The sequence below is a fragment of the Leisingera sp. ANG59 genome, assembly GCF_013317235.1.
Taxonomy (GTDB): domain Bacteria; phylum Pseudomonadota; class Alphaproteobacteria; order Rhodobacterales; family Rhodobacteraceae; genus Leisingera.
Genome location: NZ_WLCM01000013.1, coordinates 43,270 through 54,974, shown reverse-complemented (window position 1 = coordinate 54,974; position 11,705 = coordinate 43,270). Strand labels below are relative to the sequence as shown.

Genomic DNA, 11,705 nt, shown 5'->3' with positions numbered 1-11,705 from the left:
GGGCTCAGATGCTCTATTGGCTGACCGCTTTGTCGGACGGGGGGGATGTTTTCAACCTCTTCCGCTACATCACATTCCGCGCAGGCGGCGCCTTTATGACTGCGCTGATCTTCGGCTTCCTGTTCGGCAAGCCGCTGATCAACGTGCTGCGCAAGCGCCAGGGCAAGGGCCAGCCGATCCGCGATGACGGGCCGGAGGGGCATTTTTCCAAGGCGGGCACCCCCACCATGGGCGGCCTGCTGGTGGTGGGCGCGCTGCTGACCGCAACCCTGATGTGGGCGCGTTGGGACAATCCCTTTGTCTGGCTGGTGCTGTTTGTGACGCTGGCCTACGGCCTGATCGGTTTTGCCGATGATTACGCCAAGGTCTCCAAGCAGAACACCGCGGGTGTGCCGGGCAAGGTGCGGCTGGCGCTGGGGATCATGATTGCGGTGATTGCGGCAGTCTGGGCCGCGGCCTATCACCCGGCGCCCTTGCAGAACCATCTGGCGCTGCCGGTGTTCAAGGACACGCTGATCAACCTCGGGATCTTCTACGTGCCGTTCTCGATTTGCGTCATCGTCGGTGCTGCCAATGCGGTGAACCTGACAGATGGCCTGGACGGTCTGGCGATCATGCCGGTGATGATCGCGGCAGGCACCCTGGGCGTCATCGCATATGCAGTGGGCCGCGTCGACTTCACCGAATATCTGGACGTGCATTACGTGCCTGGCACCGGCGAGATCCTGATCTTCTGCTCGGCGCTGTTCGGCGCGGGTCTGGGGTTCCTGTGGTACAACGCGCCGCCCGCGGCGGTGTTCATGGGCGACACCGGCTCGCTGGCCCTGGGCGGCGCGCTGGGCGCCATCGCCATTGCCACCAAGCACGAGCTGGTGCTGGCCATCGTCGGCGGTCTGTTCGTGGTCGAGGCGCTGTCGGTGATCATCCAGGTCCTGTACTTCAAGCGCACCGGCCGGCGGGTGTTCCTGATGGCGCCGATCCATCACCACTATGAGAAGAAGGGCTGGGCCGAGCCGCAGATCGTGATCCGCTTCTGGATCATCTCGCTGATCCTGGCGATGATCGGGCTGGCGACGCTGAAGGTGCGGTAGAGCACGCCGTTTTGGCTGCCGCGCCATGTCTTTGGCGGGGCGGTTTGAATTCTCTTTTTCATGGAACCGCCCGGGGCTGCTGCTTCGGGCGGTTTTTCATTTAGAAGAAGGCGGCGCCGCCGGAGGGGCGGAGCATCGGATGGCTGTTGTCAGCAGCCATGTCCGTCTAGCGGCCTGTTCGGACCCGCCCTGCACCCAATGAGGAGGTGGTTTGAGGGGGCCGGTCTCCTGGTCTTCTCGTTGCAACGGATTGACCGTAGCGCGGCCGGGTGAAGATGTGGTGAGTACAGCGTACGGTGGGTGCGCAACACCTTTCAAAAGCCTTCCGCCCTCGGTGGTGGACGCGGGGTTTCAAACTCTATGCGATTTGGTGCCCGGTTTAATTAAGGCCTTAGACCGGATTGAAATGGAAGGTGCCAGGGACGTTTTGGCGCCTTCCCTCCACCGCTCTGTACAGGCTGTTCAGGGGGCTCGGTGCAACCGGGTTCAGAACACCGACCAGTCCATCTCCCGCGCCAGCACTTCCATCGCTTCGGTGCCCAGCTTGGAGTTGCCATTGTGGTCCAGCCCCGGCGACCAGACCGCAATGCTGGCCTTGCCCGGCACGATGGCCAGGATGCCGCCGCCGACCCCGCTCTTGGCGGGCAGGCCGACGCGGTAGGCGAACTCGCCCGACCCGTCGTAATGGCCGCAGGTCAGCATCAGCGCATTGAGCCGCCGCACCCTGCCTTGCGACACCAGCGCCGGCTTGGCGCCGCCGCCGATCAGGAAGCGCCCGGCCCTGGCGAGCTGCACCGTGGTCAGTTCGGTGGCGCATTGGTGGAAATAGGTGCCCAGTGTTTTCTCTGGCGTGTTCTTCAGGTTGCCGAAGGAGGCCAGGAAATTGGCAAGAGCAAAGTTGCGGTGCCCGTGGCGGGTCTCAGAACTGGCCACCGCCTTGTTGATGTGGATGTCCTCGTCCCCTGCGGCGGCGCGGATGAAGGCGAGGATTTCCGCCAGCGCCTCCTTCGGCGCGCGGCCGGCCAGCAGCTCATCCGTGGTGACGATGGCGCCTGCGTTGACAAAAGGGTTACGGGGGCGGCCGCGTTCATGCTCCAGCTGGACGATGGAATTGAAGGCGGTGCCCGAGGGCTCCCGCCCGACACGGCTCCACAGCTGGTCGCCCGCGCGGCCAAGCGCGATGGCGAGGGTGAACACTTTGGTGATGCTTTGCGCGGAGAACCGGGTCAGCGCATCGCCCGCGTGGAACAGTCCGCCCTCGGCAGTGGCCACCGAGATGGCGAACTGGTTGGGATCAACCTGCCCCAGTTCCGGGATGTAACTGGCGACGGCGCCGCGGTCGCTGCGGCCCTGCATTTCAGCACTGATACGGTCGAGCAAAACCTGCATATCCGCGGCCACGGGGCGATCCTTCCTTATTGATTTGCGCGGAATCTCCGGCATGGGCCGGGGCTTGTCAATCTGACGGCTCTGGCAAAGGCCGGCGGGATCGGTTAGCGGTTCTGGCAACAGGTCTAAGGGAGGGCAGGTGATGATCCCGGTCAAAGGATATGAGGGCGCCAAGGTGGCGGTGCTGGGGCTGGGGCGGTCCGGTCTGGCAACCGCACGGGCCCTGCACGCAGGCGGTGCGGAGCCGCTGTGCTGGGATGACAACCCGGCGGCGCGCGAGGCGGCCGAGGCGGAAGGCTTCGCCTGCCGCGATCTGCATAAAGCCGGCGCCTTTGACGATGTGGCGGCGCTGATCACCTCGCCCGGCATTCCGCATCTCTATCCCAAGCCCAACCCCGTGATCCGCGCCGCGATGGAGGGTGGGGTGCCGGTGGACAATGACATCGGCCTGTTCTTCCGCTCCTTTGCCGATGCCGACTGGCAAATGCACGACCAGCCGCCGCGGGTGGTGGCGGTCACCGGCTCAAACGGCAAATCGACCACGGTGGCGCTGCTGCACCACATCCTGCAGGAGGCGGGCCGCGAGAGCCAGCTGGCGGGCAACATCGGCCGCGGCGTGCTGGACATCGACCCGCCGGGCGAGGGCGGTGTGGTGGTGCTGGAGCTGTCCAGCTACCAGACCGAATTGGCGCGCGCGCTGACGCCGGATGTGGCGGTGTTCACCAACCTGTCGCCCGACCATCTGGACCGGCACGGCGGCATGGGGGGCTATTTCGCCGCCAAGCGCCGCCTGTTTGCCGAGGGCGGGCCCGACCGCGCCGTTATCGGCATTGATGAGGACGAGGGGCTGTTTCTGGCTGGCCAGCTGTCCGAGGGCGCCAGCGACGACCGGGTGATCCGCATTTCCGCGGCGCAAAAGCTGACCGGGCCGGGCTGGCAGGTCTTTGCAAAGAAGGGCTTCCTGAGCGAATACCGCAAGGGGCGGCAGGCGGCCTCCATCGACCTGCGGGAGATGATGGGCCTGCCGGGCGCGCACAATCACCAGAACGCCTGCGCGGCCTATGCGACGGCGCGCACCCTGGGGCTGGCGCCGCGGCTGATCGGCGAGGCGATGGCCACTTTCCCGGGCCTGCCGCACCGCAGCCAGACCATCGCCGAGTCGGGCGGGGTGCGCTATGTGAATGACAGCAAGGCGACCAACCTGGACAGCGCGGTGAAGGCGCTGAGCGCGTTCAGGAACATCCGCTGGATCTGCGGCGGGCTGGAAAAGGACGGCGGGCTGGAGGCCCTGAAAGGGCAGACCGGCAATGTGGTGAAGGCCTATGTGATCGGCCGCGAGGCGGCGGGTTTTGCGCTGCAGCTGGACGTGGAAGCCGAGGTCTGCACCACCATGGCGGCCGCGGTGGAGCGTGCCGTGGCCGAGGCACAGGAGGGCGACACCGTGCTGCTGGCGCCGGCCGCCGCGAGCTTTGACCAGTACGACAACTTCGAGCAGCGCGGCGATGATTTCGTGGCCGAAGTTGCAAAGCGGCTGAATACCTAGCCCAGGCTCAAAGCCCGATGTCGCGCAGCAGGTGCTCGGGCAGGTGGCTCAGCCGCCTGCGGGCCAGCTGCTGCCCAGCAGCCTGGCTGGCCCGGTCGCCCCTGTGCCGGTGCGAGGTAAAAATTCCATTGATGACGTGCCAGAGGTTCATCTGCGAAAGCATTTCAGCCATGGGGGCGATCCTTGTTCTGTGTGAGCAAGATGTGGGCGCTTGCCGCGCCAATGACCAATTGAATCTCAGCGGCTCTGGTATAAGCTGTGTTGATGGATCGTTCTGTAAATCCCCTGCCGCCGCTGCCGGCGGTGCGCGTCTTTGAGGCGGCGGCCCGGCTGGGCAGTTTCAGCCGCGCGGCGGAGGAGCTAGCGATGACGCAGGCGGCGGTCAGCTACCAGATCAAGCTGCTGGAGGACCGGGCGGGCCAGCCCCTGTTCAACAGGCTGCCGCGCGGGGTGGCGCCGACCGCGGCCGGCAAGGCATTCCAGCGCCATGCCAGCGAGGCGCTGGATATGCTGCGCCAGGGCTGGGCGGAGGTGCGCGGCAGCGGCGGCGAGGAGCTGGTGATCAGCACCATCACCAGCTTTGCCGCCTTCATCCTGGCACCCCGGCTGGGGTTGTTCCAGGTGGCGCATCCCGGCATCACCACCCGGGTCGATGTCAATCCGCGGGTTGCGGACCTGCTGGCGGGGGAGGCCAGCGTGGCGATCCGGGCCGGCCGGGGGAGCTGGCCGGGACTGGCGGCGGACCTGCTGATCCGCGGCAGCTACACGCCGCTGCTGACGCCGGCGCTGATGGAGGCCTATGGCCCCTTCAAGGAACCTGCCGACCTGCTGCGGGTGCCGCTGGTGGACGCCGGCGATCCGGCCTGGGCCCTGTGGTTCCGCGCGGCCGGGGTGGAGCCGCCGAAGCGGGCGGAGCAGCACAGCCTTGGCACCCAGATGCTGGAAGTGCAGGCCGCGCTGGCGGGCCAGGGCGCCTGCCTGCTGACACCGGCCTATGCCCGCGGCCTGATTGCCAGCGGGGCGCTGGTGCAGCCGTTCGATCTGGTGACGGAGGATGATATCTCTGTCTGGCTGGTCTACCCGGAGTCGCGCCGCGCCGCGCCGGCCATAGCCGCCTTCCGCAGCTGGCTGCTGGCGGAGGTGGCGGAACTGGCGGGGTAAGGTCCGGCAGGTGAGGGTGGAGGGCTTCAGGCTCACCCAAGCGGAACTTCCGCCTCTGACCCGCCTTCACTTGGTCTTGGCCTGCCAGGGCTGCCGCGCGCGCCCAAGCGAAACAGCGGTATCCGCCTGCGGCTGAGCCTCCGCGATTTCCCTTGGCCCCGCCCGTCCTCCCCGGCCGTCTGTGCCCAAGCGAAGGCGGCTCCGAAGCGGAAAATCCCCAGGCAGCAGGCTGGAGGCTCAACCCCCGGCGTCGGGCGGCCGGGCCATTTCTTCCGACAGAATCCTGAAATAACCGGGGAGGGCATCTTGCAGCTGCTGCCGCCCTTCCGCTGTCAGCGCGGCTTCTTTGGATCTCTTGTCGGTCTGGCTGGCCGCAAGGCTGATCAGCCCGTCCTGCTGCAGGGATTGCAGGGTGCGTGTCATGACCGGTTTTGACACATCAATGCGGCTGGCTATCTCATTCGGCGTCAGCGACTTGCGTTCAGGTTCCCGGTCAATAACGATCAGCACCAGAAAGCGCAGCTGCGACAGGCCATGCGCGGCAAAATAGGCATCAAGCCTGCGGATCAGCAGGCTGGCACGGCGCATCATCAAGAGCGCGCTGGTGATATGTGCAGGATCGGCGCCGTAGATTTCGGCGTAAGTGCCGACCATCTGCTGCGATGGCAGTTCCTTGAGGAAGAACATAAGGGTCAGGCCAGGGCAGTCATCTTGTGGATCTCTACCGGTTCCGCCAGCCAGTCCTCGTATTTGGCAAAGATCGGGGTGATGTAATCTGTTGCGTAATGCGCTGCCAAGGCGTCGTCGCTGGCCCATTCTTCGTCCAAGTAAAAGCAAGTGCCGTCGCGGCTTTCGAGAAGGCGGAACTTCAGACAGCCGGCTTCAGCGCGGGTCGGCTCCAGAACATCCAGCAGGCTTTGGCGGACATCCTGCATGTGCTCGGGTTTCGGGGTGATCTTGGCGACGAGTTGAAAGGGGCTGGTCATCATAGGCTCCATTTATGTTATCATGGTAACTAAATGGGCGGTCCCGCGTCCAAAGTCAAGCCGGCGTCATCTGCCGGCGGCGATTGCTGTGCCCGCGGCATGGCCCGACGCCCAGGCCCATTGGAAATTGAAGCCGCCGAGCCAGCCGGTCACATCCACTGCTTCACCGATCGCATAAAGCCCGGGGGCGGCCTTGGCCTCCATGGTCTTGGAGGACAGGCCATCGGTGCAGATGCCGCCCAGGGTGACTTCCGCCGTGCGGTAGCCCTCGGTGCCTGCGGGCAGCAGATGCCAGGTCTGCAGCGCCTCACACAGCGCGGATAGCGCGGCGTCGGACTGGTCGGCGAGACGGCCCTTGAGGCCCAGTTGCGGGGCAAGGAAGTCCACCAGCTTGCCTGGCAGGTGGCGGGAGAGCTCGGTGGTCAGGTCGCGGCGGCCCTCGGCCTGGCGCTGTTCGCGCAGGAGATCGAAGAGCGGCGTTTCCGGGATCAGGTTCACGGTGATCTCCTCTCCCTCGCGCCAGTAGGAGGAAAGCTGCAGCACCGACGGGCCGGAGAGGCCGCGGTGGGTGAACAGCAGCGCCTCGTCAAACGAGGTGCGGGTGTTCGACAGCCGCGCGGGCAGGGAGACGCCGGCTAGCGGCTGGAAACGCCCGTCCGGGAAGGTGAAGGGCACCAGCGCCGGGCGGGTCTCGGTCAGCTCCAGCCCGAACTGGCGGGCGAGGTCATAGGCAAGGCCGGTGGCGCCCATTTTGGGGATCGACTTGCCGCCGGTGGCCAGCACCAGGTTGCGGCAGGTGACACTCTGCGGCTTGCCCTCGCGCAGGAGCTTGACCATGTAGCCGTCCGCGGTCCGCTCCACCGCCTCGACGGAGGTGTGCAGCCAGAGGTCCGCGCCGGCCTGCGCCATCTCCTCAACCAGCATGGCGATGATCTGCTTGGAGGAGCCGTCGCAGAACAGCTGGCCCAGGGTTTTCTCGTGCCAGGCGATGCCGTGGCGGTCCACCAATCCGATGAAGTCCCACTGGGTGTAGCGGGCCAGCGCCGACTTGCAGAAATGCGGATTGGCGGAGAGGAAGTTCTTCGCCTCCGCATACATGTTGGTGAAATTGCAGCGGCCGCCGCCGGAGATGCGGATCTTCTCGCCCGGCGCCTTGGCGTGGTCGATAACCAAAGTGCTGCCGCCGGAGTAGCGCGCGCACATCATGCCGGCCGCGCCGGCGCCGAGAATCAGGGTGTTTATCCGCATGGCGCGCATCCACCACGGAACCGCCGGCGGCGCAAGGGGAAGCCCGGACAGGCACCGGCTGGCGGAAGGCCGCCGCCACGCGGGCAGCTTCCCGCCTGTCAAGACAGACCGCGGCGCGGGCGGTGGATTCTTGCCGAACTGTGTTCTTTTTCTGGCGCCGCGGCTCACGTTTCGTTACAGTTTCCTTGAGACCCCGAAAAATGGGGCGGAACGAGGCATATAGTGGCGGTATTCCCATGACTGAGATGGTCTATGGCGCGGTTCCCGTGCAGGCTGGTGAGCCGATTCTTCCCAAGTGGTGGCGGACGCTGGATAAATGGACGATGTCCTGCATCCTGATGCTGTTCGTGATCGGGCTCTTGCTGGGGCTGGCGGCCTCGGTTCCGCTGGCAGAGCGCAACGGGTTTGGCAATTTCCACTATGTGCAGCGGCAGGCGGTGTTCGGGCTGACGGCGTTGGTCGCGATGCTGATGACCTCGGTGATGTCGCCCACGCTGGTGCGGCGGCTGGCGGTGCTGGGCTTTGCCGTGGCCTTTGTCGCGCTGGCCTTCCTGCCGATTTTCGGCACCGATTTCGGCAAGGGCGCGGTGCGCTGGTACAGCTTGGGCTTTGCCTCGCTGCAGCCTTCGGAGTTTCTGAAGCCCGGTTTCATCGTGGTTGCCGCCTGGATGATCGCCGCCAGCCAGCAGATCAACGGCCCGCCGGGCACGCTGATGTCCTTCGCGCTGTGCATGATGGTGGTGATGATGCTGGTTCTGCAGCCGGATTTCGGCCAGGCGAGTCTGATCCTGTTCGGCTGGGGGGTGATGTATTTTGTGGCCGGGGCGCCGATGCTTTTGCTTGTGTGCATGGCGGCTGTGGTCGTGATGGGCGGCGTCTTTGCCTATAACAGTTCGGAGCATTTCGCCCGCCGCATCGACGGCTTCCTTAACCCCGATGTCGATCCGACCACCCAGCTGGGCTATGCCACCAACGCGATCCGCGAGGGCGGGCTGTTCGGGGTCGGCGTCGGCGAAGGGCAGGTGAAATGGTCGCTGCCGGATGCCCACACCGATTTCATCGTCGCCGTGGCGGCAGAGGAATACGGGCTGGTGCTGGTGGCGGTGCTGATCGTGCTTTACGCCTCGATCGTGGTGCGCTCGCTGTTTAGGCTGATGCGCGAGCGCGATACTTTTATCCGCCTCGCAGGCACTGGCCTCGTGTGCATGTTCGGCGTCCAGGCGATGATCAACATGGGTGTTGCGGTGCGGCTGTTGCCCGCCAAGGGCATGACCCTGCCGTTTGTCAGCTACGGCGGATCCTCGCTGATTGCCACCGGGATCGCGGTAGGTATGCTCCTGGCCTTTACCCGGACGCGCCCGCAGGGCGGGATTGCCGATTACCTGAACGGCCGCGGCCGCTGACGAGAGAGAAAAGAGACCCGCTGCGATGGCACAGAAATTGCTCTTGATGGCTGCCGGCGGAACCGGCGGCCATATGTTTCCTGCACAGGCGCTGGCCGAGATGATGCTGGCGCGCGGCTGGCGGGTGAAGCTGTCGACCGATGCGCGCGGTGCGCGCTACACAGCCTCCTTCCCCAGCGCGGTTGAAATCTCGCAGGTGTCCTCTGCCACCTTTGCCCGCGGCGGGCTGCTGGCCAAGGCGCTGGTGGCGCCGAAGATTGCTGGCGGGGTCCTGTCGATGGCGATGCAGATGCGCAGTGATCGCCCCGATGCGGTCATCGGTTTCGGCGGCTACCCGTCGATCCCGGCGCTGGGGGCGGCGACGCTTCTGAAACTGCCGCGGATGATCCATGAGCAGAACGGCGTGCTGGGGCGCGTCAATCAGATCTTTGCCACCCGCGTCGCGGGCGTCGCCTGCGGCACCTGGCCGACCACCCTGCCGGACGGGGTCGCGCATGAGCATGTGGGCAACCCGGTGCGGGGTGCTGTGAAGGAGCGGGCCGGTGCCGGTTATATTCCGCCGGGGGATTACCCGATGTCGCTGCTGGTGATGGGCGGCAGCCAGGGCGCGCGCATCCTGTCCGACGTGGTGCCCGCCGCGGTGGCGGTGCTGCCGGAGAATATCCGCCGGCACCTGCGGGTGTCGCATCAGGCGCGCGAGGATGACCTGGAGCGGGTCAGTTCCTTCTACGCCGAGCACGGCATCAACGCCGATGTGCAGACGTTCTTTACCGATGTGCCCGCCCGCATGTCGGAGGCGCAGCTGGTGATCTCGCGCTCCGGCGCGTCTTCGGTCGCCGATATCTCGATCATCGGACGGCCGTCGATCCTGATCCCCTTTGCTGCTGCCGCAGGCGACCACCAGACCGCCAATGCCCGCGGGCTGGTGGATGCCAATGCTGCCGTGATGATTCCCGAAAGCGCCCTTGATATCCCGGTGCTGGCAGAGCATATGGGCGCGATTCTGAGTAACCCGCAGGCTGCCGCGCAGATGGCAACCGCTGCACTGAGCGCCGGGGTTCCCGATGCCGCCGAACGTCTGGCGGCACTGGTGGAACAGCTGGCCGAGGAAGGATAAACGTTATGAACCCTGCAACCAAACTGCCCGGTGACGTCGGCCCGATCCATTTTGTGGGTATCGGAGGCATCGGCATGTCGGGCATCGCCGAGGTGCTCTTGAACCTCGGCTACATGGTGCAGGGCTCGGACCTGAAATCCTCCAAGATCACTCAGCGGCTGGAGAAGCTGGGCGCGCGCATCTTCGTGGGCCAGAAGGCGGAGAACCTGGAGGAGGCCGCGGTTGTGGTGATCTCCTCGGCGATCAAACCGGGCAACCCGGAACTGGACGAGGCCCGCCTGCGCGGCCTGCCGGTGGTGCGCCGGGCCGACATGCTGGCGGAGCTGATGCGGCTCAAGTCCAACGTCGCCATCGCCGGCACCCACGGCAAGACCACCACCACCACCATGATGGCCGAACTGATGGTGGCCGGCGGCTTTGATCCGACCATCGTTAACGGCGGCATCATTCACGCCTATGGCTCCAACGCGCGGATGGGGCAGGGCGAATGGATGGTGGTCGAGGCGGATGAGAGCGATGGCTCCTTCAACCGGCTGCCCGCGACCATCGCCGTGGTGACCAATATCGACCCGGAGCATATGGAGCACTGGGGCGATTTCGACACGCTGCGCGACGGCTTCCTGGAGTTTGTCTCCAACATCCCGTTCTACGGTGTCGCGGTCTGCTGCACCGACCATCCCGAGGTTCAGGCGCTGGTGGGCCGGATCTCCGACCGCCGCGTGGTGACCTATGGCTTCAACGCCCAGGCTGACGTGCGGGCGGTGAACCTGACCTACAAGGCGGGGGTCGCCCATTTCGACGTGGTGCTTCAGGCCGAGGACCGGGTGATCGAGGGCTGCACCCTGCCGATGCCGGGGGACCACAATGTCTCCAACGCCCTGTCCGCCGTTGCGGTGGCGCGGCACCTGGGCATGAACAGCACCGAAATCCGCGAGGCGCTGGCCAACTTCGGCGGCGTGAACCGCCGCTTCACCAAGGTGGGCGAAGTGAATGGCGTCACCATAATCGACGACTACGGCCACCACCCGGTGGAAATCGCCGCGGTGCTGAAGGCGGCGCGCCAGGCCTGCGAGGGCCGGGTGATCGCGGTGCATCAGCCGCACCGCTACTCGCGCCTGTCCAACCTGTTCGACGATTTCTGCGCCTGTTTCAACGAGGCCGACGTGGTGGCGATTGCCGAAGTGTTTGCCGCCGGCGAGGAGCCGATCGAGGGCGCCAGCCGCGATGATCTGGTCGAGGGGCTGATCCGCCACGGCCACCGCCATGCCCGCGCCATCCTGAACGAAGAAGACCTGGAGCGCCTGGTGCGCGAGCAGGCAAGGCCCGGCGACATGGTTGTCTGCCTCGGCGCCGGCACCATCAGCACCTGGGCCAACGGCCTGCCGGAACGGCTGGAGCGCTAGGGCGATGACGCTGTCGCTGACCCTCGCCGCCGTCTGGGCGCTGGCAGCAAACGTGCTGGCGATGCTGCCCAGCCGCGACAATCACTGGCGGCGCGCCTATGTGCTGATTGCGCTGGGCATCCCGCTGCTGGGATATGTCACCTATGAAAACGGCCCCTGGTGGGGGCTGGCGGTGCTCGTGGCGGGGATGTCGGTGCTGCGCTGGCCGGTGCTGTACTTCGGGCGCTGGCTGCGGCGGGTTGCAAGCGCGGGGAAGTGATCGTGCCGATCCGGAAATTCCGGGCGGGATGGCAAAATACCACCGTTAGCAATAGCGACTGACGCATTGTCTTGCTGTATGCTTCCTTGCTAGAGGCTTGCGGCA

12 protein-coding genes are annotated in these 11,705 nt (G+C 65.8%); 7 read left to right on the top strand and 5 right to left on the bottom strand.

Features of this window, described 5'->3' with window-relative positions; all coding sequences use genetic code 11:
- Nucleotides 1–8: 8 nt before the first annotated feature.
- Nucleotides 9–1,091: a phospho-N-acetylmuramoyl-pentapeptide-transferase gene (gene mraY / locus GKC28_RS13380; protein ID WP_174147408.1), complete on the top strand. Its 1,083-nt coding sequence runs from the start codon at nucleotides 9–11 to the stop codon at nucleotides 1,089–1,091.
- 486 nt (nucleotides 1,092–1,577) lie between these two features.
- Here the strand turns inward: mraY and GKC28_RS13375 are convergent, their stop codons facing one another.
- Nucleotides 1,578–2,492 carry a glutaminase gene (locus GKC28_RS13375; RefSeq protein WP_174147407.1) on the bottom strand — a complete coding sequence of 305 codons (915 nt, stop codon included), beginning with the start codon at nucleotides 2,490–2,492 and terminating at the stop codon, nucleotides 1,578–1,580.
- Between the two features lie 130 nt (nucleotides 2,493–2,622).
- Between GKC28_RS13375 and murD the strand changes: the two genes are divergently transcribed.
- The gene (murD, locus tag GKC28_RS13370; RefSeq protein WP_174147406.1) at nucleotides 2,623–4,023 is read left to right on the top strand and encodes a UDP-N-acetylmuramoyl-L-alanine--D-glutamate ligase; all 1,401 of its coding nucleotides are present in this window, start codon (nucleotides 2,623–2,625) and stop codon (nucleotides 4,021–4,023) included.
- Between the two features lie 7 nt (nucleotides 4,024–4,030).
- Here murD and GKC28_RS13365 read toward each other — a convergent pair whose 3' ends face one another.
- Nucleotides 4,031–4,195, bottom strand: a complete 165-nt coding sequence (locus GKC28_RS13365; protein WP_174147405.1) for a hypothetical protein — start codon at nucleotides 4,193–4,195, stop codon at nucleotides 4,031–4,033.
- 92 nt (nucleotides 4,196–4,287) lie between these two features.
- On the opposite strand from GKC28_RS13365, the gene GKC28_RS13360 reads away from it, so the two are divergent.
- Nucleotides 4,288–5,184: a LysR substrate-binding domain-containing protein gene (locus tag GKC28_RS13360; RefSeq protein WP_174147404.1), complete on the top strand. Its 897-nt coding sequence runs from the start codon at nucleotides 4,288–4,290 to the stop codon at nucleotides 5,182–5,184.
- Nucleotides 5,185–5,421: 237 nt separating this feature from the next.
- Here the strand turns inward: GKC28_RS13360 and GKC28_RS13355 are convergent, their stop codons facing one another.
- The 3 genes from GKC28_RS13355 to GKC28_RS13345 all read right to left on the bottom strand — a co-directional run bounded on the left by GKC28_RS13355 (nucleotide 5,422) and on the right by GKC28_RS13345 (nucleotide 7,418).
- Nucleotides 5,422–5,871 carry a MarR family winged helix-turn-helix transcriptional regulator gene (locus GKC28_RS13355; protein ID WP_174147403.1) on the bottom strand — a complete coding sequence of 150 codons (450 nt, stop codon included), beginning with the start codon at nucleotides 5,869–5,871 and terminating at the stop codon, nucleotides 5,422–5,424.
- 5 nt (nucleotides 5,872–5,876) lie between these two features.
- Nucleotides 5,877–6,170 carry a putative quinol monooxygenase gene (locus GKC28_RS13350; protein WP_174147402.1) on the bottom strand — a complete coding sequence of 98 codons (294 nt, stop codon included), beginning with the start codon at nucleotides 6,168–6,170 and terminating at the stop codon, nucleotides 5,877–5,879.
- A 66-nt stretch (nucleotides 6,171–6,236) separates the two neighbouring features.
- Nucleotides 6,237–7,418: an NAD(P)/FAD-dependent oxidoreductase gene (locus tag GKC28_RS13345; RefSeq protein ID WP_174147401.1), complete on the bottom strand. Its 1,182-nt coding sequence runs from the start codon at nucleotides 7,416–7,418 to the stop codon at nucleotides 6,237–6,239.
- Nucleotides 7,419–7,654: 236 nt separating this feature from the next.
- Between GKC28_RS13345 and ftsW the strand changes: the two genes are divergently transcribed.
- Genes ftsW through GKC28_RS13325 form a run of 4 tightly spaced genes read left to right on the top strand, consistent with a single transcriptional unit; the run spans nucleotide 7,655 to nucleotide 11,600 of the window.
- A complete protein-coding gene (gene ftsW / locus GKC28_RS13340) occupies nucleotides 7,655–8,821 on the top strand; it encodes a putative lipid II flippase FtsW (protein WP_174147400.1) in 1,167 nt (388 codons plus the stop codon).
- A 25-nt stretch (nucleotides 8,822–8,846) separates the two neighbouring features.
- A complete protein-coding gene (locus GKC28_RS13335) occupies nucleotides 8,847–9,938 on the top strand; it encodes a UDP-N-acetylglucosamine--N-acetylmuramyl-(pentapeptide) pyrophosphoryl-undecaprenol N-acetylglucosamine transferase (protein ID WP_174147399.1) in 1,092 nt (363 codons plus the stop codon).
- Nucleotides 9,939–9,943: 5 nt separating this feature from the next.
- Nucleotides 9,944–11,341 carry a UDP-N-acetylmuramate--L-alanine ligase gene (gene murC, locus GKC28_RS13330; protein WP_174147398.1) on the top strand — a complete coding sequence of 466 codons (1,398 nt, stop codon included), beginning with the start codon at nucleotides 9,944–9,946 and terminating at the stop codon, nucleotides 11,339–11,341.
- A gap of 4 nt (nucleotides 11,342–11,345) precedes the next feature.
- Nucleotides 11,346–11,600 (top strand): DUF2484 family protein, encoded by a 255-nt coding sequence (locus tag GKC28_RS13325; RefSeq protein WP_174147397.1) that lies wholly within the window; start codon nucleotides 11,346–11,348, stop codon nucleotides 11,598–11,600.
- The last annotated feature ends 105 nt before the right edge of the window (nucleotides 11,601–11,705 follow it).